Here is a 24039-nt window from a genome sequence, read left to right on the forward strand (position 1 = left end):
GGACCGCGACGAGCGGCGTGGGACGGGGCGAACGATGAGCGGTCATGGCAACTCCTTGCGGAAAGAACCGGCGGGATGCGTTCGCGCGCATCCCGCCAAGGGTGCCATCGGGACGCGGATCTCGCGCCCCGTCTGGCGATGGATCAGCCCAGCAGGCTGAGGACGTTCTGCGGTACGGCGTTGGCCTGCGCGAGCATCGCGGTGCCGGCCTGGCTCAGGATCTGAGTACGGGTCAGCTCAGCGGTTTCCTTCGCGTAGTCGGCATCGCGGATGCGGCTGCGCGAGGCGCTCAGGTTCTCGCTCGTCGCCTGCAGGTTGGCGATGGTCGAGGTGAAGCGGTTCTGGATCGCACCCATGTCGGCGCGGGCCGAGTTGACGCTGGTCAGGGCCTTGTCGACGATTTCCAGGGCCTGCTGCGCGCCGGTGAACGAGGAGATGTCCAGGTCCTTCGCGTACTTCTTGCCGGGGGCCGAAGCGGCCGGGGTGGCGGTGAAGGTCGGGGCCGTCTTGGTCGCCGGGGTGGCGGCCGTGTCGGTCCAGGTGCCGCCGCTCATGCCGATGGCCTTGAACGCGCCGGTGGAATCCGCGCTCTCCTTGATGGAGGTCAGGTTCACCTTGGTCGGGTCGGTGCCGTCGACTTCGGCGTAGACGCCGGTCTGGTCCAGCTTCTCGTTGATCGCGGTGGCCAGGGCCTTGGCGGCGGCGCCCTGCATGTCGGCGGCGGTCGTGCCGGTGGCCTTGATCTCGATGTCGCTCAGCGTCACGGCGGTGCCGTTGGCGCCGGTGATCGTGGCGCCGCTGATCTTCAGGCCCGTGGCGGCCGTGACGGCGGTGGCGGCGACGGTCACCGAGTTCTTGTCGAACACCGCACCGCCCAGCGCGTCGGCGTTGGCGTCGACGATGTTGTTCACGCCGATCGTCTGACCGGCGTTGGCGCCGACCTGGAACAGCGCACCGGCGAAGGAGCCGTCGAGCAGCTTGGTGCCGTTGAAGTTGGTCTGGTTGGCGACGCGGTCGATTTCCGAGACCAGCTGCGTGACTTCGGCGTTCAGCGCGTCACGGTCGGACTGCGAGTTGGTGGCGTTGGCCGACTGCACCGACAGCTCGCGGATACGCTGCAGGTTGTTGCCGATTTCGACCATCGCGCCTTCGGCCGACTGGGCCAGCGAGATGCCGTCGTTGGCGTTGCGCACGGCGACGTCGAGGCCGCGGATCTGGGTGCTGAAGCGCTCCGAGATGGCCAGGCCGGCCGCGTCGTCCTTCGCGCTGTTGATGCGCAGACCCGACGACAGGCGCTGGATCGTGGTGCCGAGGCTGGCGCTGCTGGTGCCCAGGTTGCGCTGGGCATTGAGCGACATCACGTTGCTGTTGATGACTTGTGCCATGGTGATTCTCCGTAGGTTTCGGTTAGGGCACCGGCGAAGCGGTTCGCCGGCCGGCAATGCCGCAGTGGTTGGTCGGTGTTGCCGGCCCTTGCCGCTGCTGACCTAGATAGCGGCGTCCCTGGTGAAACCTTTAGCCTCCGGTTGACAAGTCTTGTGATCCGGGTTCCGGAATCGTGATCCGGCGGACAGCGCAAGCGCCCCGCGCCGGATCGCCGGTCCCGGTTACAACAGATCGAACAGCGAACTGGACTGCGTGCGCATGAAGGCCTGCTGCGCGGCCTGGAGCGCGGTGTTCTCGAGGGTGAAGCGGGTGATCGCCTCGGCGTAGTCCAGGTCGCGGATGCTCGACAGCGTGGTCTCCAGCGTAACCGACTGCGCTTCGCGCAATTCGGCGGCGCTGTCCATCGCAGCCAGCTGCGCACCGCCGGTGGCGCGGCCGTCGATGAAATGGTCCTGCGCGGTGGCGGCGTTGCGCAGCGATGCCTGCAACGCGTTCTGCTGCGCCGCGCGCTGCTGCGGCGTGTCGTCGGGAAGTTCCAGCGCCGACACCAGGTCGCCGAGCATGCCGAATACGTCCTGCGTGCCGGCCGGGCCGACGCTGAAACTGTCGCCGGCCGCGGGCGCACCGTCGATGCGCAGGTTGAGGCCGCCGACGCTGATGCCTTCGCCGCTGGCGTAGGTGCCCGTACCGACGACGGCACCGGCGGCGTTGCGGAGTTCGTACGCATCGGGCGCGGTGAACACCACGCTGTAACTCTGGCCGTTCCAGCCGGAGTTGGGGTCCATGCCGAATTCCATCAGCACGCCGCTGCCGGTGTTGCCCGTGGCGGCGCGGCCATCGACGCGACCGTCGCCGCTGCGCACGCGCATGAACAGCTCGCTGCCCGGGATCGTGTCGGAGACGAAGTGGTCCGGTGCGATCTCGACTTTGCGTTGCGTCTGGTCGCCCGTGTAACCGACATTGCCGGCGCTCACCACGAACGGCGCATGGTCGTCGGCGGTGCCGCCGAACAGGTAGCGGCCGTTGCCGTCCTGGCTGTTGGCCAGGCCGATGAGTTCCTCGCGGATCACCTTCAGTTCCGCGGTGATCGCCTTCTTGTCGTCGCTCGACAGGCTCGCGTTGTTGGCCTGGATGGTGAGTTCGCGCACGCGCGCCAGTCGATCGCCGGCCTGCGCGAGCACGCTTTCCTGCAGGTTGAGCCGGTTGCCGAGCAGGTTCGCGTTCTCGCCGAAGCGTTCCAGTTCAGCGCTGGCGCGATCGAGCGACACCGCGGTGCCGGCGGCGACCGGATCGTCCTTGGCGGTGATCAGCCGCTGGCCCGAGGCGAGCTGCTGCTGCGTGTGCGCCAGGCTGGCCTGCTTGGCCAGCATGGTGCTCAGCGACTGCATGTAGACGCCGCCGGTGGAGATGCGCGTGTTGGTCATCGGCTCACCGCACTGATCAGGGACTGGAACATGCTGTCGGCGGTGGAGATCACCTGCGCCGCGGCCTGGTAGGCCTGCTGGAAGCGGATGAGGTTGGCCGCCTCTTCGTCGATGTTGACGCCGGAGATCGCGTCGCGCGCGGACTGTGCCTGGTCGTGCAGGATCTTCTGCGCGTCGGCGGCGTAGTCGGCCTGGCGCGCGGACGAACCGACCATCGTGGTCAGGCCGCCGATCGCGCCGTTGAGCGACACCGTGCCGCTGTTGAGCGCTTTCGCGTCGTCGAGGTTGCTCAGCAACAATGCGTTGCCGTTGTCGCTGGAACCGGCGCCCGTGCTGCCGACGCGGAAGTTGTCGCCCGCGGACGGCACGCCGTCGAGGGTGAGGCTCCAGCCGTTCGCGGCGATCGGTTGTCCCGGCGTGTAGGTGTAGGGACCGGCGCCGTTGACGGTGTACTGCGTGCCGTCGATGAACTCGATGTCGGCCGGCGTGAGCAGGTTGGCGTTGGTCGGATCGGTGACCTTGATGCCGCTGACCTTGCCGTTGCCGATGTTGCCGATGTCCGTCTGCGCCTTCACCGGCGTCGCCGCGGCGATGCGGTTGGGATCGTCGATCGCGACCTTGATGCCGCCGGCCGCGCCCGCGGTGGGCTGCAGCAGGAAGCGGTCGCCGCCGGCCGGCGTACCGCCGACGACGAGTTCCACGCCGCCGATCGTCAGCGGATCGGCCGCGGTGCCGGTGCCGGTGAGCGGCACCGCCGCGCCGGTGTCGGCGCGCGTCGCGCTCCACGCGGTGCCGTCGAACTTCAGCACCACGTTCTGCGCGTCGAGCTTGGACAGATCGCCCACGCTCGCGGTGAGCGTGCCGGTGCCGGTGTTGGCGGCGTGGCCGGTGGCGCGTGGCGCGGGCAGCGAGAAGAAGTCCGTGCCCATCTGGCCGTTGAGGTCCATGCCGGCGCGGTGCTGCTGGTTGAACGTCTCCGCCAGTCCGACCGCGATGCGCCCCAGTTCGGCCTGCGCCGGATCGAGCACGTCGCTGCGGAAATCCATCAGGCCGCCGATCTTGCCGCCGAGCGAGGACTCGTTGAGGCGGATCTGCTGGCCGTTCGCGTCGAGCGCGAGCTGCAGGCGCTCGGGCTGGAACGGATCGGTGATGGTGGTCAGCTTCGACGAGGTGTTGCCGACCACCAGCGCCTGTCCGCCCGCGGTGAAGACGTTGAGCGCGCCGTCCTTCTGCGCGACCGCGGTGCCCCCGGTGTGGCCGACCAGTTCCGACACCAGGCGGTCGCGCTGGTCGAGCAGGTCGTTGGACACGTTGTTCGGGTTGGAGGAGATCTCGCCGTTGAGCCGCGCGATTTCCGCGCCGAGGCGGTTCACTTCCTCCGCACTCGCGCGCAGGCCGCTGTTGACCTCGTTGCCGAGCGAATCGAGCTGCGAGTTGAGCTGGTTGAAGCGGTTGGTCAACGCGCGCGCATCGGCGAGCACTTCCTGGCGCGCGGCGGAAGACGACGCGTTGCTGCTCAGGCCGGTGGTCGCGTCGAAGAAGTTGGACCACACGCCCGACAGGCCGGTCGCCTTGTCGGACATCAGGCTGTCCACGCGCGAGGCCATCGCCGACAACTGCTGCAGGCGCGATAGTTCGCCGCCGCTGTCGAGCAGGCGCGACGTCGCCAGGTCGTCGGCGATGCGGCGCACGTCGGCAACCTGCACGCCGTTGCCGACCCAGCCATACCCCATGTCGGTGGGATGGCGCGTGGCCAGTTCGACGCGTTGGCGCGAGTAGCCTTCGGTCGCGACGTTGGCGACGTTGTGGCTCACGGTCGCGAGCGCGCGCTGGAAGGCGATGAGTGCGCCGGAACCGGTGGAAAGTACGTTCGCCATGATCAGCCTCGGGTCGTGCCGCCGTCGAGCGCGGCGAGGGCACGGTTGAGCGTGGCGCCTTCCGCGATCGCATTGATCTTCGCGGCGTAGGCGGGGTCGGTTGCGTAGCCGGCGCTCTGCAGCGCCTGGGCGAAACGCCGGGTGTCGTGTCCGGCCGCGCGCGCCTGCGCGTAGCGCGGGTTGTCGAGCAGGCGCGCGTAGTCGGAGAAGCTTTCGCCGACCGTGCCGTAGGCGCGGAAGTCGGCGCGTTCGCTGCGGCGTTCGCCGTTGCTGTATTCGTGCGTGGCGGCGTTGACGCTTTCGCCCTTCCAGCGTGAGCCGGCCTTGATGCCGAACAGGTTGTGCGAACTGGCGCTGCCTTCCTTCGCCAGGCGCCGGCCCCAGCCGGTTTCGAGCGCGGCCTGCGCGACCAGCGCCTTGGGCGAGACGCCCAGCTCCTGCGCGGTGCGCTGCGCATGCGGCCACACCGAACGCACGAACGCCTCCGGACTGCTGCAGTCCAGCGGTGCGTCCGGATCGCATTCGACCGGCGTGGTGTCCATGCGCGGTGCGACCGGCATCGCCATCGCCGGCATCGACACGCCGTCGCTGCTGCGCGCGAGCGGGATCGACGTCGTTGCAGCGCCGGTGCCGTCGAGCGGAAAGCCGCCGGCCGGTGCGACCGGGATAGTGGTGCCGCCCGCACCGCTGCTGCGTTCGAGCTGGCGCACGATCATCGGTGCCAGGCCCAGCCCGCGACCCTTGGCGAGTTCGCGCGAGAGCTGCTGGTCGTACATGTCGCGGTAGGTGCTGTTGTCGCCCATCAGCGGGTCGCCGAAGCTGGCGCTGCGCATCGACTTGACCAGCATCTGCGCGAACTGCGCCTCCAGCTGCTGCGCGGCATGCTCCAGGCGCGAGCGATCGGCGCGCGGGGCGGCCGTCGTCGTCAGGGGCAGGTCGGTGGCGGAGGCGGGCAGGCGCATGGGGGGGTCAAGGCAAGACGCGTGCCTGCGAACGGCGTAGCCCGGGTAAGGCGAAGCCGCACCCGGGGTGGGGCGCCTGAAACGCAAAGAACCCGGGTGCGCTTCGCTTACCCGGGCTACGTATTGCGCATTTGGTGTGTGGTCGAATCAGATGACCTCCAGCTCCGCCCGCAACGCGCCGGCGCGCTTGAGCGCTTCCAGGATCGCGACGATGTCGCCCGGCGCGGCGCCGACTGCGTTCACCGCGCGCACGATCTGCTCCAGCGAGGTGCCGCCCTGGAACAGGAACATGCGGCCGCCCTCCTGGTTCGCTTCCACGCTCGACTGCGGCGTGACCACGGTATTGCCGCGGCCGAATTCGTTGGGCTGGCTGACCTGGACGGCTTCGGTGATCGACACCGTGAGCGAACCGTGCGAGACCGCGGCCGGCAGCACGCTGACCTGGCCGCCCATCACCACGGTGCCGGTGCGCGAATTGACGATCACCTTGGACGCGGCCGCGCCCGGGCTGATGTCCAGCGATTCCAGCCGCGCCAGGAATCCGACGCGGTCGCCGTCGGCCGGCGGCATCACGTCGATGGTCACCGCGTCGACGGCGCGCGCGCGGCCGTTGCCGAACGCGTCGTTGACCGCATCGACGATGCGCGCGGCGGTGGTGAAGTCGGCTTCGTGCAGGTTGAGCGTGACGACGCCCGACGGCGGCGCACCGGCGACCGCGCGTTCGACGATGGCGCCATTGGGGATGCGGCCGCCGTTGGGCGCGTTGACCGAGATGCGCGAGCCGTCGCGACCCGACGCACCGAAGCCCGACACCACGAGGCTGCCCTGCGCGATCGCGTAGATCTCGCCGTCGGCGCCGCGCAGCGGTGCCATCAACAGGCTGCCGCCGCGCAGCGAACCGGCGTTGCCGATCGAGGACACGGTGACGTCGATCGGCTGGCCCGGCTTGGCGAACGGCGGAAGTTCGGCGTGGATCGCGACCGCGGCGACGTTCTTCAGCTGCGGATTCACGCCCGGCGGAATGCTGACGCCGAGCTGGTCGAGCATGGTCTTCAGGCTCTGCACGGTGAACGGCGTCTGGCTGGTGCGGTCGCCGCTGCCGTCCAGTCCGACCACCAGGCCGTAGCCGATCAGCGGATTGCCGCGCACGCCGGCGACCTGCGCGAGGTCCTTGATGCGCTCGGCGTGGGCGGGCATCGCCGCGGCGAAGGCCAGCAGCGCGAAGGAAAAGAAAGCCGGAATCCAGGTGCGCGCCGGACGAAGACTCGCGGCGACGTACGGCAGCGACGGCCTGGATCCCGGCGTGGACCGGGAAGGCGATGCGAGGGCAGTGCGGATTGTGCGTGCGATGCGATCCACGACAGACCTCAATAGGGATAGACGGCGGAGTTGAAGAAGCGGCCCAGCCAGCCCATCGCGTTGGAACGTGCCAGCGTCCCGCGCCCGCCATAGACGATGCGCGCGTCGCCAACACGGTCGGACGAAATCCGGTTGTCGGGACCGATATCGGCGGTGCGGACGATTCCTTGAACCTGGATCAGCTCGTCGCCCTGGTTCAGGCGCACCTGCTTCTCGCCGCGCACCAGCAGGTTGCCGTTGCCCAGGTCCTGCACGACGGTGGCGGTCACCGATCCGCTGAGGCGGTTGCTCTGGGTGCTGTTGCCCGCACCCTGGAACTCGCGCGAACCCTCGGCCGAAGCCTGCAGGATCGGATTGCCCTTGTAGGTGATCGGCACGCCGGCGATGGTCGGCGCGGCCATGTCGATGGTCGAATCCTTGCTCACCGCGGTGTTGGCCTGGGCCCGCGCGCTGGTGTTCTCGACCAGCACGATGGTGACCAGGTCGCCGACGCCGCGCGCCTTGTTGTCCTCGAACAGGCGCAACGCACGCGAGCCGGGATAGATCGCGCCTTCGCTGGCCGGCACGGACGGCGCGGCGACCGCGATCGCGGGCGCGGACATCGGCGCGAACGGACGCACGTCGCCGACCACGGCGGCACAGCCGGCCAGGCCCAGCATGGCGACAGCGGGGAGCAGGCGAAGGAAGGTGTTCACCGCCGTCCTCACAGGTTGTTGTTGAGGAAGCCGAGCATCGAGTCGGTGGTCGAGATCGCCTTGGCGTTGGTTTCGTACGCGCGCTGCGTCTCGATCATCGACACCAGCTCCTCGACGACGTTGACGTTGGAACCTTCCAGCTGGCCCTGCGCGAGCATGCCGACGCCGTTGGTGCCGGGCGCGCCGGTCTGCGCCGGGCCACTGGCGCCGGTCTCGACGTAAAGGTTGCCGCCCTTGGCCTGCAGGCCGGCGGGATTGACGAAGTCGGCCAGCGTCAACGCGCCGACCTGCACGTCCTCGGCCTGACCCTGCAGCTTCACCGTCACCGTGCCGTCGGGAGAGATGGTCACGCTCTGCGTGCCTTCGGGGAACTGGATGCCCGGCTGCACGGGATAACCGGAACTGGTGACCAGCTCGCCCTGCGGGCTGCGCTTGAAGCTGCCGTCGCGCGTGTAGGCGGTGCTGCCGTCGGGCATCAGCACTTCGAAGAAGCCACGGCCGTCGATGCCCACGTCGAGCGCGCCGCCGGTGACGGCGAGGCTGCCCTGCGAGAACTCCTTCGCGGTCGCCGCCACTCGCACACCGGTGCCCGTGGACAGGCCGGTCGGCAACTGGGTCTGTTCCGAACTCGCACCGCCGGGCTGGCGCACGGTCTGGTACAGCAGGTCCTGGAACTCGGCACGGTCGCGCTTGAAGCCGGTGGTGTTGGTGTTGGCGAGGTTGTTGGAAATCACCGCCATGCGCGTCTGCTGCGCGTCGAGGCCGGTCTTGGCGATCCACAAAGCCTGGGTCATGGCGGTGTTCCTCTGGGTTCAGTAGCCCGGGTAAGGCCGAAGGCCGCACCCGGGTTGGGCGGTGATCCCGGGTGCGCTGCGCTTACCCGGGCTACGGCGGCGGTTCATCTCAACGCGACGACAGCAGCGAATTGGCGCTGCGCGCGTTCTCGTCCACGCTCTGCAAGACGCGTACCTGCATTTCGAAGGCGCGCGCGGTCTGGATCATCTGCACCAGCATCGAGGTCGCCTCGACGTTGCTGTTCTCCAGCGCACCGGTCACCAGCGATTCGCCGGCCGCCGGCGCGGGCGGCTGGCCGTTGGCGGGACGCATCAGGCCGTCGTCGCCGCGCACCATGTCGGCGGTGCGCGCTTCGACCACGCGCAGGCGTCCGGCTTCGGCGATGGTGGAAGCCGGCTGGCCCTGCGGCACGATCGAGATCGTGCCGTCGCTGGCGATGTCGAGCGACTGGTGCGGCGGCACGGTCAGCGGCGCACCGTCGGCACCGATCACCGGACGGCCGTTGCTGGTGAGCAGGCCGTTGGCGGTCATCTGCAGGTTGCCGGCGCGCGTGTAGGCGACGCCGCCCTGCGAATCCTGCACCGCCAGCCAGCGGTCGGATTGCAGTGCCACGTCGAGCGTGCCACCGGTGTTGACGATGCCGCCGTGCGCACCGCTCACGCCGAAGGTCTGCGCCGCGGCGGCCACGCGCGAAGCGTGGCCGGGGCCGGTGATCGGCGCGGCGGCGGTGCCGCCGAGCGTGGCCTGGAAGCCCACCGTGTCGGCATTGGCGAGGTTGTGCGAGACCGATGCCTGCGTCTTCAGCGACGCGCTGGCGCCGGTCATCGCGATGTACAGCGCGCGGTCGGTCATGTCGCTCGTCCGTCAGCCGCGCGTCAGCGGATGTTGATGATGGTCTGGGTGATCTGGTCCTGCGTCGAGATCATCTGCGCGTTCGCCTGGAAGTTGCGCTGCGCGGTGATCATGTTGACCAGCTGTTCGGTCAAATCGACGTTGGACGCTTCCAGCGAGCCCGACTGCAGGATGCCGAAGTCCGCCGTGTCCGGCGCACCGGTGCGCGGCTCACCCGAGGAATACGTCTCGGCCCACGTGTTGTTGCCCTGCGGCTGCAGGCCCTGCGGATTGGTGAACGTGCTCAGCGCGATCTGGCCCAGCGGCACGTCGGCGCCGTTGGAGAAACGCGCGAACACCACGCCGGTGGGATCGATGTCGATCTCGTTGAGCTTGCCCGCGGGGTAACCGTCCGGGTTGATCTCGCGCAGCGCGAAGGCCGATCCATACTGCGCCGAGCCCGACAGGCTGAGCGTCAGGTTCATGACGCCGGCACCGGTGGTCGGCGTGAAAGGGGCCATCGTGATCTGGCCGTTGGCCGGCGTCAGCAGCGCGCCCGCGGGCGAGAACTGCAGCGTGGTCGGTGCGCCGACGGCAGTGCCGTCGATGTAGTTGTGGACCTGCCACTCGTTGGCGTTGGCGGTCTTCACGAAGTACGAGGTCTGCACGTGCGCGACGCCGAGCGAGTCGTACACGGTCGCGCCGCCCGTGGAGTGGTTGTAGGTGTTGGTGTCGGTCGGATCGAACGGCACGACGGTCGGCGCCGCCGCGTTGCCGGGCAGGGTGACCTGCATGTCGACGTTGGTCGACGCCTGCGGCGGGCTGGTCGTGGTGAGCAGCTGCAGGTCGGTCAGGCGACCGACGTCGAAGCCGTTGCCGTTGGCGTTGGGCGCGAACACCTGCAGGCGCTTGCCGTCGGGCGTGCCGATGAAGCCGTTCGGATCGGGCTGGAAGTTGCCCGCGCGCGAGTACACGCGCGCGCCGTTGTCGTTGAGGACGAAGAAGCCTTCGCCGTCGATGGCGACGTCGAGGCCGCGGCCGGTCGTGTCGAAATTACCCTGCGAGAACTGCTGCGCGACGTTGCTCAGCTTCACGCCCGAACCGATCGCGTTGCGCGACAGGCCGTAGGCGGTGGAGGCGAACAGGTCGGCGAACTCGGCGCGCGATTCCTTGAAGCCGACGGTGTTGACGTTGGCGATGTTGTTCGCGGTGACGTTGAGGTCGGCGTTGGCCGCGTTGATGCCGGACAGCGAGGTGTTGAAGCTCATGGTGATCTCCGGAAGGAGGATTCCCTCTCCCTGCGAGGAAGAAGGCGGGGCGAGAGGGACGGCGTCAGCTGATGCGCAGCACGTAGTCGAGCGGGGCGGTGCCCAGGCCGGGCAGGTCGAGGAACACGCCATCGCTGCCGACCGTGACGCTCTGTACGCGCGACTCGACGTAGGTGCTCAGGGACTTCTTGCTTTCGCCGGTGCCGTGCGTCGCGGTGACGCCATAGGTGCCGGCGGGCAGGCGTTCGCCCGCGTCGTTCTTGCCGTCCCATTCGAACGACACTTCGCCGGCCTTGTCGGCCTGCACGGTGAACTGACGCACACGCTGGCCGTTGGCGTCGGTGACTTCGAAGGTGACGGTGCCCGAGTCCGGCGCGGCGACCACGCCCTTGACGCCGTTTTCGGCGCCCAGCGACATCTTGGCCGACGGCACCAGCACGTTGCGTCCGACCAGCGCCGCGCCGCGCAGCATCTGGTCGGTCGCCAGCGAGTTGGTGTAGCCGTCCATCGAAGCCTGCAGGCCCTGGATGCCCTGCACCGTGGAGAACTGCGCGAGCTGGCCGAGGAACTCGCTGTTCTGCATCGGGTTCAACGGATCCTGGTGCTGCAGCTGTTCGGTCATCAGGCGCAGGAAATCGGCCTGGCCGAGCGACTCTTCCTTCTTCTTGCTCGAACTCGCGGCCTGTCCGCCGAGGTTGGCGTAGATGTCGGAGGCGATGGTGCTCATGAGGGTGTCCTTGTCGATCGAGCCCGTCAGCGGCCCATGTTCAGCGTGGCCAGCGCCAGCTCCTTGGCGCTGTTGAAGACCTCGACGTTGGCCTGGTAGCTGCGCGAGGCGGAAATGAGATCGACCATCTGCGCGACCGGGTCCACCGCGGGCGCGTACACGTAGCCCTGCGCGTCGGCGAGCGGATGGCCGGGTTCGTAGCGCTTGAGCGGCGCGGCGTCGCTCTCGCGCACCTCCACCACGTTGACGCCGGCGAGCGACGGATCGCCCGGCACGCCTTCTGCGCGGAACACCGGCTGCTTGGCGCGGAACACGTCGTCGGGATTGCCCGACACCGAATCGGCGTTGGCGAGGTTGGAAGCGATGGTGCTCAGTCGCACCGACTGCGCGTTCATCGCCGAACCGGCGACGTCGAAGATGGGCAGGTTGCTCATGCGCGCGATCTCCTTTACTGGCCGGTGATCGCGGTCAGCATCGTGCGGACCTTGGATTCGACGAAGTTCAGCGAGGCGCGGTACTCCAGCGCCGCCTGCGCGAACAGCGCGTGCTCGCGCTCACCGTCGACGGTGTTGCCGTCGAGGCTGGGCTGGCTGGACGGACGGGCGAAACGCGCGCCCTGCACGGCGCCATCGATGGCGTCGCCGGCCGCGGCGTTGGGCTGCAGCGCGGCCTGCAGGGCCGAGGTGAAGTCCAGGTCCTGCGCCTGGAAGCCGGGCGTGTCGGCGTTGGCCATGTTGGCCGACAGCAGTTGCAGCCGCTGCTCGCGCAGGGCCAGCGCAGTGCCGTGGATGCCAAGGAAGTCGGACATGACGCCTCCGGGGTCGGGTTCACCCGGGGGAGAGGCAAGCGGCGTGCCAGAGCGCGGAAATCGTGGGGCCAGGCCCTGCCGTCATTCCCGCGAAGGCGGGAATCCAGCGGACCGCTGCATCAGCCCTGCCGGAGAACCTGCGAGCTCTGACGGTTGGATCCCCGCCTTCGCGGGGATGACGACAGAGCGTTACCTGTGCCTACGACAGCGAGTTCACCCGCGCCGTCACGCGCTGCGCCAGCTCGTGTTCGGAGTACTTGGGCACGAAGTCGTCCGCGCCCACGCGCTCGACCATCGCCTGGTTGAACACGCCCGACAGCGAGGTGTGCAACAGCACGAACAGCCCGCGCAGGGCCGGGTCGCGCCGGATTTCCGTCGTCAGGGTGTAGCCGTCCATCGCCGGCATCTCGATGTCGGAGATGACCATCGCGTAGCGCTCGTTCGGGTTGAACCCGCTCTGGACCAGCTGTTGCAGGTGCTCCAGCGCCTGGCGGCCGTCCGAGAGGAGGGTGGATCCCAGGCCCAGGTGTTCCAGCACCAGGCGGATCTGGTTGCGCGCCACGCGCGAGTCGTCCACCACCAGCACCTCGCGCGGGGCGGCGGGGTTGGACGCGGCGAGCGGGGCGATGCGATCGGCGTCGCTGGCGCGCGGTGCGGATTCGGCCAGCACGCTTTCCACGTCGATCAGCTGGATCAGCTCGCCGTGGTGGCGGGTGACGCCGGTGAGGTAGTGCTGTTCGGCGCCGTGTTCCGGCGGCGGATGGATGTCCTCGACCGCGATGTTGACGATCCGGTCCACCGCCGAGACCAGGAAGCCCTGCACGGAGCGGTTGAACTCGGTCACCACCAGGTAGCGGGGCTCGGCCGAGTCCGGTGTGCCGTGGCCGATGGCGCGGGCCAGATCCAGCACCGGGATACTGCGACCGCGCACGTCGGCCGCACCGCTGAACGCGGCGGGCAGCTGCGGCAGGGTGAACAGCGGCGGGCGCGGCAGGACTTCCTGCACCTTGAAGACGTTCACGCCAAAAAGCTGACGCGAGCCGAGGCGGAACAGGAGCAGCGCCAGGCGGTTGTGGCCGGCCAGGCGGGTGCGTTGGTCGATGCGGTCGAGCAGGTCCTGACTCATGCGCAGGTTGTCGGCCGGGCGGGGCGGGACTTGAGGCTGCACCCCTCTCCCTGGCCGCCTGCGGCGGCCTGTCCCTCTCCCGCAAGGGGAGAGGGACACGAGGACGCTGTTGCTGCTGTTGCTGTTGCTCGCTGTTGCTGTTTCTCGCTGTTGCTGTTGCTGTGCCCTGCTTTTGCATTTCCTTCTCCCCTCGCGGGAGAAGGTGCCCGAAGGGCGGAAGAGGGGCGCCTGCGCCCGCAGCACCCGCATTCGCAACGCCCATCCGCGCCACGGCACAAATCCTGCAGGCACGCAGCGAACCCTCTTCGGAGCCCCTCGTGCGCGCCATCCTCATCGCCTTGCTGGCATTGACGCCGTCGCTGCTGCAGGCGGGGGCGTTCCAGTCGCCCGATTCGATCCGCACTGCCGCGATCGCTGCGATGGGTGCGGCCGGACAAGTCGACGCATCGGTGGATTCGCAGCTGCGCATGCCCGCGTGCGGGCAGCCGCTGGCGGCCACCGTCGCCGGAGCGACTTCAGTCGCGGTGCGCTGTGCCGACAATCCGGGATGGCAGGTCTATGTGCCGGTGCGGGTGCGTCGGGAAGCCGACGTGGTCGTACTCGCCAGGCCGGTGCGCAGCGACGAGCCGATCGGGCCGGAGCACCTCGCGGTGCAGCGGCGCGAACTCGGGCAGGAGGCCGGACCGGTCGTGGCCGATCCGGCTGCGGCCCTCGGTCGGCGTCTGCGCAAGGCCAAGCCGGCCGGCGCGGTGCTGACCGCGGACGATCTGGGCGACGAGGCGGCCTTGCGTCGCGGCGACCCGGTCACCCTGGTCTCGCGCGCCGGCGGGATGGAGGTGCGCATGGGTGGTCGCGCCCTCGGGCCGGCCCGGATGGGCTCGACGGTCTCGGTCGAGAACACCGGATCGCGCCGTATCATCCGGGGTCGGCTGGTCGGCCCCGGGGTCGTTGAGGTCAATCTGTGACGGCCTCTGCAACCCTGTCAGGTTTTCCCCTCAAGTCTGCCCACGGGCGGCCGTTACTCAGTTCGAACACGTTTTCCAGGAGTCAGTCATGACCCACAAGATCGACGGTGCCATGTCGCCCGCGCTGCGTCAGATCGACGCCGCGGCCAGCTCGTCCGTGCAGTCCCGCTCCGGTGCCGAACGCGGCCAGCCGGTCGGTGCGACCGCGGCGGCAGACCAGATGCGCCTGACCGGTGACGCCACCGGCCTGCAGGCGCTGGAGCGCGAGCTCGGCGCGGCCCCGGCCGGCATCGACGTCGCCAAGGTCAACGCCGTGCGCGCCGCCATCGCCGATGGCAGCTACCGCGTCGACCCGCAGGCGATCGCCGACCGCATGCTCTCGCTCGAGAACGCGCTGTCCAAGTGACCGCCCACGTGACCGGCGACCTGCACCCGCTGGATGCGCTCGAACGCGCGCTGCACGAGGAGCGTCGCGCGCTGCTCGAGCACGACGTCGACGCGCTGCTGGGCTCGACCCAGGCCAAGCTCGTCGCATTGCGGCAGGCCGAAGCGTCGCAGGTCGGCGCGAACGAAGCGCCCCGGGTGCTTGCCCTGAGCGAGCTCAACCAGGCCAACGGCGCCCTGCTGGCGCGCCGCCGCCGCGAAGTGAACTGGTCGCTGCGCCACCTCGGTCGGGTCGACGCGGACACCGTGTACGATGCCTCGGGACAGTCGGGCGCCAAACCGCAGGCGCGCTGTCTCGGAGTCGGATGAACGAACTGGGCGACGCGCTGGATAGCACCACCTGGAGCGAAGACATGCTCTGGGCGGTCGCGATGTCCGACCTCGCCGTGTTCCTGCTCGACGGCGACGGCAAACTGCTCCACAGCAACGACGCCGCGCGCGTGCTGGCCATGCGCCTGCACCCGAACGAAGTGCATCCCGATCCGGCGATGCTGCTGTCCTATGTTCCCGAACAGGGCTGGCAGATCGCGGTGCGCGACGGCCGCTGGATCGGCGAAGCGCCGACCACGCAGCCCGGACTGGTCCTCGAGATCAAGGCGTTCGCCGGACGCGATCGCGGCCGCTGCCGCCGCTTCGCGGTGATGAGCGACATCTCCGTGCGCTCTGCGCGCGAGGGCGAACTGCGTCGCCGCCACGACGAACTGCAATCCACCTACGACCGCCTCGCCAGTGCGCAGGAACAACTGCTGCAGTCGGAGAAGATGGCCTCGATCGGCCAGCTCGCGGCCGGCGTCGCGCACGAGATCAACAATCCGATCGGCTACGTGCACTCCAACCTGGGCACGTTGCAGGAATACGTCGGCGCGCTGCTCGCGCTGCTCGACGGCTACAACACCGCGCTGCAGTCCGACGAACCCACCGTCAGCCGCCCACTGCTGCGCAAGCTGCGCGACCGTCTGGACGTGGACTTCATCGTCGGCGACCTGCCCAAGTTGCTGGAGGAATCGCGCGAGGGCATCGAGCGCGTGACCAAGATCGTGCAGGACCTCAAGGAGTTCTCGCACGTCGAGCGCGACGAGCCGATGCGCCCGTCGGACCTGCGCAAGGGCCTGGAATCCACGCTCAACATCGTGTGGAACGACCTGAAGTACAAGGCGCGCATCGACAAGCACTACGACGAAGTGCCGCTGGTGGAGTGCTACCTGTCGGAGATCAACCAGGTCTTCATGAACCTGCTGATCAACGCCGGCCAGGCCATCGCCGACCGCGGCCTGATCACGCTGGCGATGGGCACCGAAGGCGACGAGGTGTGGGTGAGCGTCGGCGACGACGGCGTCGGCATTCCCGAGGAAGTGCAGGCGCGCATCTTCGATCCGTTCTACACGACCAAGCCGATCGGTCGCGGCACCGGACTCGGTCTCGCCATCGCATACCGCATCGTCGCCAAGCACCACGGTCGCATCGATGTGAGCAGTCGTCCCGGCGCGGGCAGCACGTTCCGCGTGGTGCTGCCGATCGCGCAGCCGGTGTTGTCGCGACCGCGGAAGTAGTTCTTGTTCCCTTCTCCCATTGCGGGAGGTGGCCCTGTGTTCTTCCCTTCTCCCCTTGCGGGAGAAGGTGGCGCGAAGCGCCGGAAGAGGGGTAGGCGCGAAGCGCTCTGCACCCCTCTCCCCGGCTCGCTTTGCGAGCCTGTCCCTCTCAGCCCTGCACTCCCTGCGATCGCCGCAAGGGGAGAGGGAGGAGCCATAGGGGGAGCGGAACTCCATCGGCTAGAATGCGCGCCGCATGCTCCTGCCTCCCGCCCTCCAGCGCACCATGAACCAGCTGGCGCTCGTCGCCATGCTGCTCCTGCTGGCGTTGCCGACGGTCGGGCGCGTGCTGGATGCCGCGTCTCCCGACGCGAGTGGCGTGTGGGCGCAGATGTGCACGATGGCCGGCCTGAAGCTGGTGAAGATCGCGCCGGGCGACGCGACTCCAATCGATCCGCCTGCACCGAAGTCGCCAGCCGGCAGCATGCTGGCCGGCGAGGATTGCGCCTACTGTCCGATCCTCGGCGGCATGGCCGTGCTGGTGCTGTACGTGCTGTTCGGCGTGCCGGTCGCCTCGCACCTCGCGCCGATACCGTGGCGGCTGTTCGCGCCGCGCACGTTCGCGTATCCCTCCGGACTGGGTTCGCGCGGCCCGCCGATCGCGCTCTGAAAGCCTGATTCCCGATCCTGCGTGCGACGCATCGTCGCGCGCATCCACTGCTTTCGGAGTTCTCCAATGTCGATCCTCCCGATCGCGATGCCGCGTGCGTCGCGACTGGCCGTGGCCGTTGCCACGGTCCTCGTTTCCTCGTGCCCGGCGTTCGCCGCGCCGGCGCTGCCCGCCACCACGCTCGACGCAGTCGAAGTGCGCGGCGTGCGTCCCGACCTCACCACCGCGCCGCGCATCGAACAGGCACGCGAACGCCTCGACGAACGCGCCGGTGGCACCGCGCTCATCGATGGCGATGCGTATCGCGCCGGCCGCGTTTCCACGCTGACCGATGCGCTCGGCTTCGCGCCCGGCGTGTTCGTGCAATCGCGCTTCGGCGCGGAAGAGGCGCGCGTGTCGATCCGCGGCTCGGGTCTGCAGCGCACCTTCCACGGACGCGGCCTGGAAGTGCTGCAGGACGGCAGCCCGCTCAATCTCGCCGATGGCGCATTCGACATGCAGGCGATCGAACCGCTCGCCGCGCGCTACATCGAAGTGTGGCGCGGCGCGAACGCGCTCGAATACGGCGCGGCGACGCTCGGCGGCGCGATCAACTTCGTTTCGCCCAACGGTCATGACGCCGCGCCGATCGACGCACGCGTGGAAGGCGGCAGCTTCGGCTACCGCCGCGAACAGGTCGCGTTGGCCGGCGCCACGAACGATGCGGACGGCTTCCTGAGCGTCACCGGCTTCCAGCAGGACGGCTATCGCGAGCATGCGAAGCAGGAGACGTACCGGCTCTCCGGCAACGCCGGATACCGTTTCGGCGACACGCTCGACGGGCGCGTGTACCTCACGCACGTCGAAACGAATTCAGAACTGCCGGGCAACCTGACGCTGGCGCAGTCGCGCACCGATCCACGCGCCGCCAGCGCGGGCAACGTCGCGCTCGACCAGCGCCGCGATTTCCGCCTCGACCGCATCGGCGCGAAACTGGGCTGGGCACCGGACGAAGCGCAGACGCTCACGCTGTCGGCGTACTACGCCGACAAGTCGCTGCATCATCCGATCTACCAGGTGCTCGAACAGGATTCGCGCGATACCGGCGTCGATCTGCGCTGGCGTGGAGAAACGGAAATCGCCGGTCATCGTAACGTGCTCATCGCGGGCGTCGCCTACGCGCGTGGCGAGATCGACGACGACCGTTTCGTCAACGTGGCCGGTCGCGCGGGTGCGCGCACCAACGCGTTCGAACAGCGCGCCACCAATGCGAAGGCCTACATCGAGAACCAGACCTGGCTCGATCCGCAGTGGGCGTTGTCGCTGGGCGGGCAGGGCGTGCGTTCCACGCGACGCTCACGCGACCTGTTCGTCACCGGCGGTCGCGACGAGAGCTTCGACGTCGATTACACCGGCTTCAGCCCGAAGCTCGGCGTGCGCTATCTCATCGATCCGACATCGCAGCTGTTCGCCAACATCAGTCGCAGCCTTGAACCGCCGAGCTTCGGCGAACTCACTGGAGGCCCCGGCGTCACCCAGGTCGACGAACAGAAGGCGACCACCGCGGAGATCGGCCTGCGCGTGCAGCGCGACGCGCTGTCGCTGGATGTCGCGCTGTATCGCGCGCGTGTCGATGGCGAGCTGCTCGCGCTGACCGATGGAAACGGCAATCCGCTCGGCACGGTGAACGCGGATCGCACGATCCACCAGGGGCTCGAACTTGGGCTGGCGTGGCACTTCGCGCCGGCGTGGACACTGTCGGCGAACTACCTGTGGAACGACTTTCGCTTCGACCACGACGCGGTCTACGGCGACAACGAACTCGCCGGCGTTCCACCGCAGCAGCTGCGTGCATCGCTGCGCTGGTCGCCGGGCGATGCACTGTATGTCGCGCCGAACATCGAGTGGGTGCCGCAGGACTACTACATCGACCACGCCAACACGTTCAGTGCACCGGGCTACACGCTGGCGGGCCTGCGCGTCGGTGGCGCGATCGCATCGAACTGGTCGTGGTTCGTGGACGCGCGCAATCTTGCCGATCGCAGGTGGATCTCGAGCACCAACGTCGTTGCCAACGCGATGGGCCGCGACCAGGCCAGCTTCCTTCCCGGCGACGGGCGCTCGTTCTACGTCGGCGTGGAGTGGAAGATGTGATTCGGCAGCGATGCAGGCGCTTGCACATGGCGCCTGCATCGCGCCACGCGGTCACCAGTCAGCACGCAGTCCGATCTTGCCTTCCCACGACCGGCGATCGTCGTCGAAGCCCTGCGAGTAGCCGACGTTGCCGTAGAAGAGCACGTTGCGGTCGATCTCGCGGGTCAGCGCCAGCTCGGCTTCCCACCACGTGCCGCCAAGATCGGCGGCGAACGGGATGTAGCCCCGGTCCGAGGAAATCTCGGTGACGGGCTCGCCCTTGAACTCGTGCCAGATGCCAAGGCGCAGCCAGCCGGTGCTCTGCAGCGGGAAGTCGGGATCGTCGTGGTGGATCCAGTCGCGCGACAGACGCGCGCTGAGGCGACCGACGAGTGAATCGGTGTCGTCGAAGCGCACCGTCGCGGCGAGGTCGGAGGTGTCGTCGAAATCGAACCACTGGTAGATCAGCTGGCCCTGCGGTTCCAGCAGCCAGCCCTTGTCCAGCGCGAAGGGATAGCCGCCTTCGAGCGAAGCGGCGAAGCCCCAGCCTTCGGTCTTCATGCGCGGCAGGTCCACGGCGGGATTGGCGCGGACCTCGTACCAGGTCGCCTGCAGCACGGCATCGACGTACGGCTCCTCGCGATCTTCCGGATCGTCCTTGGCGTCGTAGCGGGTCCAGTACCCGCCGATGGTGTAGGCATCGACGCGATCGTCGCCCGCGCGCGTTCCGGTGTAGTGATCCACTTCTGTTTCCGCGTAGCCGACCGCGAGATAGAGACCTGCGTGATCGCGATGCTCGTCGGCCTCTTCATGGCGATACAGGTCGTGGCCGAGCTGCACCGCACCCAGTGTGTAGTCGTAGCTCGGGCCATCGCGGTAGATGCCGCGCGAGCTGTCGCGTTCGCCGTCGACGTAGATCAATCGACCCCACATGCCATCGAGGCGTCCGTCTTCATCGAGATCGCGACGGCCGCGCAGCTGCTCCTGTTCGCCAACGCGTTCGTGCAGCGTGTCGAGCAGCGAACGGCCGTAGTGGATCGCGGTCGGTATCGCCGCCGTGTACAGCGACACTTCGGCGCGGTAGTTCGGGACAGGTGGCGTCGGTGGTACGGGCGGCGTCGGTGGTTCCGGCGGTGGCGGAGTGGGCGGAGGCGGCGGGCACGGTGGGACGGGGGCGCTGGCTCCTGAACAGTCGATGGTCGAACGTAGGAACCAGCTTTCCGGCGCAGTGGCATCGACGCTCGCGCGGTGCAGCGTGTACTCGTACGGCCCGCCGACGACGCGGCCGCTGAGTGAGAACGCATTCGGCGTGGTGGTCGCGCCATTGATCGCGTCGACCACGAGGATGCCATTGGCGAGCGTCACCGCACCGGCGCCGCCTGCGGGCTTGATTGCGAGGAAGCCCGGCCCTGATGCGTTGCCTCCATCCACCACGAGCATGTCCGAAGGTGAGCTGTCGTCGCCGAGCACGGTGTTGAGCGCGATGGTGCCGTCGCCGCTGTAATTCACCACGGTAAGCGTCTTGAACACGCCTGCGGTCGGCGGCGAGAAATCGATCAGGCTGGGATCGTTGACCAGGGTGGTGAGGTTGGAGTTGCCGGTGAGATTCCACCGCGCATCCACCATCGTCACGTTGGACACGCTGCCGACGGCGGTGATCGCCGAACCCGTCACGGTGGAACGCGTCAGGGTGATGTCCGCCAGTCCGGGAACGATCGGCGGTGCGGACGGTGCAGGTGGCTGGCCGGACGGTGGCGGCGGATTGCCATCGTCGTCGGTGGGGTCGCCGGGCCCCAGGATCGGCGGACTTCCAAGCAGCGTCGGGAAGTCGGCTTGCGTGCCGACCAGCAGCCACTGGCCCGATCCACCAGCGGTGGAGTCGGTCATTGCGACGCTGCCGTTTCCGGCGACGCCGATGGTCGGGCCGCTGACGTTGGCGATGTCGCTGGAGGTGAAACTCGCGCTCGACACCGCGTCGGGATTTCCGCTGACGAACAACCCCGTGGCAGTCGTCCCACTGGCGCGCACGCTGGTACTGGCGCCGACGATGCGACCGCCGATCTCCGCGACCGCACCGTGCGCGCTCTGCCCAGTGGCAAGCACCGATCCGCCGTTGATCGTCACCGACGTCGGTGCATCGCGCGACAGTGCACCGTGCGCAAGTGTGCCTTCAGTACGGACCGTCGTGTTGTTGGCGACCACCCGCGCTTCGCCGCGTCCGCTCGGCGTGCTGCCGTAGTTGGCGAGCGTGGCGCGCAAGCCGGTCGCGCCGGTGCCGTGCGTGGTGATGCGCGCATCGGTGACGGTGAGGCTCGCGAGCGGGCCGGGAAGGTCGTTGCGCGCCTGCGCCGCCGCGCCGTGCGCGTTCAATCCGGAGGTTTCGATCGAGCCGCGCAGCGAGGTCAACGTCGCCGCGAACTGCGCGCCGTTCTGTTCGACCACCGAATAGAGCCCGAGACCGCGATCGCCCTGCGTCGTGATGGTGACGTCGGTCAGCGAGGCAGTGCCGCCGTCGTCCGCGACCGCGCCGATGGCAACGGTGCCGAACGTGTTGGCGACGGTGCCGCTCGCGCTCAGCCGACCGCCGGGATTGCGCGCGGTCATCGCATGCGGATTCGCCGCCGTGGCGATCTGGCTCCCGCGCGTGGTGATGCTGCCGCCGTTGAACGTCACCTGGCTGTTGATGTCGGCCAGGACGCCCATCGCGTTGTTGTTGCCGAGGGTGGTGATGACGACGTTGGTCGCATTGATTGTCGCGTTGCCCGCGACGATGCCGCTGCTGTAATCGCCGGCCGTGTCGATCGCGGTTCCGGTGAGGGTGGCGCTTCCGGCGATCGCCTGCAGCGCGTGGCTGCTGCCCGGCGTGGTGCTCAGTCGCCCGCCGGTCATGGTCAGCACGGATCCTGCGCCTTCGATGCGCGCCGCCGGTGCCCACGGGCCGGTCGGTGTGCCCTGCGTGACCGAGAACGTGGTGTTGGTGACGGTCGCATCGCCGCCGATTCGCAGCAGCAATCCCATCGATCGCGAACCGCTGACGCTCACGCTCGAATCGGAGACGAACGCGTGGGACCCATCGTCGTCGACGGTGATGCCGTGGCCGAACTGGCCGCTGGCAGTCAGCGTGCTGTTGGCGCTGACGCGGACGATACCGCCGCTCGTGGCGCGCGCGACGGCGGTGGGATTGAGTATGTTGCCGCTGCCGCGACTGCTGAGGATGGATCCGGAGGCCTGCACTTCACCGCCCGCATCGGCACGCAGCACGTTGGACAAGGTGCCGTTGACTTCGGCATTCACGCTGCTGGCGACCGCGAGGCTGCCCGGCCCGGACGCGACCACGCCGTGGCTGCCCTGGGTCCCGCTCGCCGCGCCGGTCGTGGTGACGAAGGCGCGGGTGATGTCGACGCGCCCACCCGCCAGCGCCACGGCCCCGAACGCACCTGGCGCACCGGTCACGATATCGCCCTGTTCGAAGACGATGCGACTGCCGCTGCCGATCGCCTGCAGGGCGTTGCCGCCGGTGCCGCCGTTGGACTGCGTGTGCGCGCCGGAATCGCGCAGCGTGATGAATCCGCCGTTCTCGGCGGACACCGCATGCAGGTTGGCCGATGTGCCGGTGATGGGATCGAGCAGCACGAACGTGTTGAATCCGGTGATCCGGCTGCCGGCACCGATCGCGCGCAGGCCGAACTGGTTCGCCGCTGCAGCGCCGATGGACGTCGTATCGACCGTGGAGTTGTCGATGGCGACCAGCGCGCCGGACTGCGACAACACGCCGGTCGCACCCGCGCCGGCGAGGTTCACCGTAAAGCTGTCGGCGGTTACCGATGTAGTCGTACCACTCGCGGATGCGCCGATACCGGACGCGGCGACGTTGACGGTCGTGCCGGACGTGACGGTGCATGTCGCATCGACGACGACGAGCGGCGCCGGACAGGTTTGCGCATGGGCGGGCAGGGCCGATGCAATGGCCAGGAACAACGTGCTGCGGATCAGTGCGCGCGACGCGCGCGAGGCTTCGTACGCCTTCATCGCACTGGCTTCCTGCGTGCGAACGAGTCGAGAGGTCTACTCCCGCATGCGTGAACTCGTTGTGTGCGGTGCCTTCACCATGCTGAACTTCGCTGGCATCGACGTGGGCGAACGTACGTCAGGCTTGGCGCGCGTAACGGGACGGCGACATGCCGACGTGCCGGCTGAAGGCCGTGCTGAAGGTGCTGGTCGAGCCGTAGCCGACGCGTTCGGCCGTGTCGGCGATGCTCGTTTCCGCATGGCGCAGCAGGTCCTTCGCCAACGCCATTCGCCAGGCGAGCAGGTATTCCATTGGCGCGATGCCGAGGGTGCGCGTGAACCTATCGAAGAATACCGATCGCGACAGTGCGGCGATGCCGGCCAGCTGCGCGACCGTCCACGCGTGCGCGGGTCGTGCGTGCATGCCGCGCAGCGCGGGTGCCAGGCGCGCATCGACGAGTCCGCGCAACAGGCCCGGCGGTGCATCGACACCGGGCGCCGCACGCAGCGTTTCCACCAGCAGCAGATCGATGAGGTGCGCGAGCACCACGTCGCGCCCGGGTCGATCGCCGCAGCATTCCTCGCGCAGCAGTTCGACGAGCAGCGACAGTCGCGGCACGCCGCGCACGTGAACGAGCGCGGGCAACAGCGAGGCGAGCAGCGTCGGATCCTGCGCGTCGAATTCGAACCAGCCGCCGAGCAGGCGCACGTCGGCCGCGCCGTCCTGGCGTCCGTGGCGCACTTCACCGGTGGGCGCTGGCATCGCCTTCGGATCGATCGTTACCGGCAACGCGCTGTGCTCGCCCGACAGAGTGAAGCCTGGCGTAGCCGGCAGCAGGACGAAATCGCCGGCTTCCAGCGCGATGGCGTCCTCGTCATCAACCGCGAGCGTGCAGTCTCCTTCCAGCACGACGCAGAAGCTGGGCTTGCCGAATTCGGAGTAGCGCACCGCCCATCGGCCAGCGCCGCTGATGCCCTTGGAAAACACCGCGCGCGGTCGGAGCAGGCGGACGACGTCGGAGAGGGGGTCGCTCATGTCAGGACGATGGCCAA

General features: G+C 68.6%; 21 protein-coding genes. 6 read left to right on the forward strand and 15 right to left on the reverse strand.

What is annotated here, in order from left to right:
• Positions 1-143 precede the first annotated feature (143 nt).
• From FOF45_RS10290 to FOF45_RS10350, 13 genes are all read right to left on the reverse strand, one after another.
• Positions 144-1385, reverse strand: coding sequence for a flagellin (locus tag FOF45_RS10290; protein WP_158984541.1), 1242 nt, complete (start codon positions 1383-1385; stop codon positions 144-146).
• 222 nt (positions 1386-1607) lie between these two features.
• The gene (flgL, locus tag FOF45_RS10295) at positions 1608-2810 is read right to left on the reverse strand and encodes a flagellar hook-associated protein FlgL (RefSeq protein ID WP_158984543.1); all 1203 of its coding nucleotides are present in this window, start codon (positions 2808-2810) and stop codon (positions 1608-1610) included.
• A complete protein-coding gene (gene flgK, locus FOF45_RS10300; protein ID WP_158984545.1) occupies positions 2807-4687 on the reverse strand; it encodes a flagellar hook-associated protein FlgK in 1881 nt (626 codons plus the stop codon). The genes flgL and flgK overlap by 4 nt, the downstream gene beginning before the upstream one ends.
• 2 nt (positions 4688-4689) lie before the next feature.
• A complete protein-coding gene (flgJ, locus tag FOF45_RS10305) occupies positions 4690-5649 on the reverse strand; it encodes a flagellar assembly peptidoglycan hydrolase FlgJ (protein WP_158984547.1) in 960 nt (319 codons plus the stop codon).
• Between the two features lie 147 nt (positions 5650-5796).
• Complete coding sequence (locus FOF45_RS10310) at positions 5797-6846, reverse strand: flagellar basal body P-ring protein FlgI (protein WP_158984549.1); 1050 nt, start codon at positions 6844-6846, stop codon at positions 5797-5799.
• A 170-nt stretch (positions 6847-7016) separates the two neighbouring features.
• Positions 7017-7667 carry a flagellar basal body L-ring protein FlgH gene (flgH, locus tag FOF45_RS10315; RefSeq protein WP_158987425.1) on the reverse strand — a complete coding sequence of 217 codons (651 nt, stop codon included), beginning with the start codon at positions 7665-7667 and terminating at the stop codon, positions 7017-7019.
• 44 nt (positions 7668-7711) lie between these two features.
• A complete protein-coding gene (gene flgG / locus FOF45_RS10320; RefSeq protein WP_158984551.1) occupies positions 7712-8497 on the reverse strand; it encodes a flagellar basal-body rod protein FlgG in 786 nt (261 codons plus the stop codon).
• A gap of 109 nt (positions 8498-8606) precedes the next feature.
• On the reverse strand, positions 8607-9350 hold the full coding sequence (locus FOF45_RS10325) for a flagellar basal body rod protein FlgF (protein ID WP_158984553.1): 744 nt from the start codon (positions 9348-9350) through the stop codon (positions 8607-8609).
• 23 nt (positions 9351-9373) lie between these two features.
• Positions 9374-10597 carry a flagellar hook protein FlgE gene (gene flgE / locus FOF45_RS10330; RefSeq protein WP_158984555.1) on the reverse strand — a complete coding sequence of 408 codons (1224 nt, stop codon included), beginning with the start codon at positions 10595-10597 and terminating at the stop codon, positions 9374-9376.
• A 64-nt stretch (positions 10598-10661) separates the two neighbouring features.
• Positions 10662-11324 (reverse strand): flagellar hook capping FlgD N-terminal domain-containing protein, encoded by a 663-nt coding sequence (locus tag FOF45_RS10335; RefSeq protein ID WP_158984557.1) that lies wholly within the window; start codon positions 11322-11324, stop codon positions 10662-10664.
• A gap of 26 nt (positions 11325-11350) precedes the next feature.
• On the reverse strand, positions 11351-11758 hold the full coding sequence (gene flgC, locus FOF45_RS10340; protein WP_158984559.1) for a flagellar basal body rod protein FlgC: 408 nt from the start codon (positions 11756-11758) through the stop codon (positions 11351-11353).
• A 14-nt stretch (positions 11759-11772) separates the two neighbouring features.
• A complete protein-coding gene (gene flgB, locus FOF45_RS10345) occupies positions 11773-12132 on the reverse strand; it encodes a flagellar basal body rod protein FlgB (protein WP_158984561.1) in 360 nt (119 codons plus the stop codon).
• Positions 12133-12331: 199 nt separating this feature from the next.
• Positions 12332-13258, reverse strand: coding sequence for a chemotaxis protein (locus tag FOF45_RS10350; RefSeq protein WP_158984563.1), 927 nt, complete (start codon positions 13256-13258; stop codon positions 12332-12334).
• 317 nt (positions 13259-13575) lie between these two features.
• Between FOF45_RS10350 and flgA the strand changes: the two genes are divergently transcribed.
• From flgA to FOF45_RS10380, 6 genes are all read left to right on the forward strand, one after another.
• Positions 13576-14223, forward strand: a complete 648-nt coding sequence (flgA, locus tag FOF45_RS10355) for a flagellar basal body P-ring formation chaperone FlgA (protein ID WP_233264121.1) — start codon at positions 13576-13578, stop codon at positions 14221-14223.
• Positions 14224-14311: 88 nt separating this feature from the next.
• Positions 14312-14629, forward strand: a complete 318-nt coding sequence (gene flgM / locus FOF45_RS10360) for a flagellar biosynthesis anti-sigma factor FlgM (RefSeq protein WP_158984565.1) — start codon at positions 14312-14314, stop codon at positions 14627-14629.
• Positions 14626-14976 carry a flagellar protein FlgN gene (locus FOF45_RS10365; RefSeq protein ID WP_425481914.1) on the forward strand — a complete coding sequence of 117 codons (351 nt, stop codon included), beginning with the start codon at positions 14626-14628 and terminating at the stop codon, positions 14974-14976. Before flgM ends, FOF45_RS10365 begins: the two co-directional genes overlap by 4 nt.
• The gene (locus tag FOF45_RS10370) at positions 14973-16217 is read left to right on the forward strand and encodes an ATP-binding protein (protein ID WP_233264122.1); all 1245 of its coding nucleotides are present in this window, start codon (positions 14973-14975) and stop codon (positions 16215-16217) included. The genes FOF45_RS10365 and FOF45_RS10370 overlap by 4 nt, the downstream gene beginning before the upstream one ends.
• Before the next feature lie 235 nt (positions 16218-16452).
• A complete protein-coding gene (locus tag FOF45_RS10375; protein ID WP_158984567.1) occupies positions 16453-16866 on the forward strand; it encodes a DUF2946 family protein in 414 nt (137 codons plus the stop codon).
• Between the two features lie 66 nt (positions 16867-16932).
• The gene (locus tag FOF45_RS10380) at positions 16933-18999 is read left to right on the forward strand and encodes a TonB-dependent receptor family protein (protein WP_199244468.1); all 2067 of its coding nucleotides are present in this window, start codon (positions 16933-16935) and stop codon (positions 18997-18999) included.
• A 51-nt stretch (positions 19000-19050) separates the two neighbouring features.
• Here the strand turns inward: FOF45_RS10380 and FOF45_RS10385 are convergent, their stop codons facing one another.
• Positions 19051-23007 (reverse strand): autotransporter outer membrane beta-barrel domain-containing protein, encoded by a 3957-nt coding sequence (locus FOF45_RS10385; protein WP_158984569.1) that lies wholly within the window; start codon positions 23005-23007, stop codon positions 19051-19053.
• A 118-nt stretch (positions 23008-23125) separates the two neighbouring features.
• Positions 23126-24022 (reverse strand): AraC family transcriptional regulator, encoded by an 897-nt coding sequence (locus FOF45_RS10390; protein WP_158984571.1) that lies wholly within the window; start codon positions 24020-24022, stop codon positions 23126-23128.
• Positions 24023-24039: the final 17 nt, after the last annotated feature.

This window comes from Lysobacter panacisoli, assembly GCF_009765165.1.
In the GTDB taxonomy this organism is placed as follows: domain Bacteria; phylum Pseudomonadota; class Gammaproteobacteria; order Xanthomonadales; family Xanthomonadaceae; genus Lysobacter_J; species Lysobacter_J panacisoli.

Bases quoted from the DNA above. Each gene is read 5' to 3' on its own strand.
- FOF45_RS10290 (WP_158984541.1), bottom strand. From the start codon at position 1,385: ATGGCACAAGTCATCAACAGCAACGTGATGTCGCTCAATGCCCAGCGC.
- flgL (WP_158984543.1), bottom strand. From the start codon at position 2,810: ATGACCAACACGCGCATCTCCACCGGCGGCGTCTACATGCAGTCGCTG.
- flgK (WP_158984545.1), bottom strand. From the start codon at position 4,687: ATGGCGAACGTACTTTCCACCGGTTCCGGCGCACTCATCGCCTTCCAG.
- flgJ (WP_158984547.1), bottom strand. From the start codon at position 5,649: ATGCGCCTGCCCGCCTCCGCCACCGACCTGCCCCTGACGACGACGGCC.
- FOF45_RS10310 (WP_158984549.1), bottom strand. From the start codon at position 6,846: ATGCCCGCCCACGCCGAGCGCATCAAGGACCTCGCGCAGGTCGCCGGC.
- flgH (WP_158987425.1), bottom strand. From the start codon at position 7,667: ATGCTGGGCCTGGCCGGCTGTGCCGCCGTGGTCGGCGACGTGCGTCCG.
- flgG (WP_158984551.1), bottom strand. From the start codon at position 8,497: ATGACCCAGGCTTTGTGGATCGCCAAGACCGGCCTCGACGCGCAGCAG.
- FOF45_RS10325 (WP_158984553.1), bottom strand. From the start codon at position 9,350: ATGACCGACCGCGCGCTGTACATCGCGATGACCGGCGCCAGCGCGTCG.
- flgE (WP_158984555.1), bottom strand. From the start codon at position 10,597: ATGAGCTTCAACACCTCGCTGTCCGGCATCAACGCGGCCAACGCCGAC.
- FOF45_RS10335 (WP_158984557.1), bottom strand. From the start codon at position 11,324: ATGAGCACCATCGCCTCCGACATCTACGCCAACCTCGGCGGACAGGCC.
- flgC (WP_158984559.1), bottom strand. From the start codon at position 11,758: ATGAGCAACCTGCCCATCTTCGACGTCGCCGGTTCGGCGATGAACGCG.
- flgB (WP_158984561.1), bottom strand. From the start codon at position 12,132: ATGTCCGACTTCCTTGGCATCCACGGCACTGCGCTGGCCCTGCGCGAG.
- FOF45_RS10350 (WP_158984563.1), bottom strand. From the start codon at position 13,258: ATGAGTCAGGACCTGCTCGACCGCATCGACCAACGCACCCGCCTGGCC.
- flgM (WP_158984565.1), top strand. From the start codon at position 14,312: ATGACCCACAAGATCGACGGTGCCATGTCGCCCGCGCTGCGTCAGATC.
- FOF45_RS10370 (WP_233264122.1), top strand. From the start codon at position 14,973: ATGAACGAACTGGGCGACGCGCTGGATAGCACCACCTGGAGCGAAGAC.
- FOF45_RS10375 (WP_158984567.1), top strand. From the start codon at position 16,453: ATGCTCCTGCCTCCCGCCCTCCAGCGCACCATGAACCAGCTGGCGCTC.
- FOF45_RS10380 (WP_199244468.1), top strand. From the start codon at position 16,933: ATGTCGATCCTCCCGATCGCGATGCCGCGTGCGTCGCGACTGGCCGTG.
- FOF45_RS10385 (WP_158984569.1), bottom strand. From the start codon at position 23,007: ATGAAGGCGTACGAAGCCTCGCGCGCGTCGCGCGCACTGATCCGCAGC.
- FOF45_RS10390 (WP_158984571.1), bottom strand. From the start codon at position 24,022: ATGAGCGACCCCCTCTCCGACGTCGTCCGCCTGCTCCGACCGCGCGCG.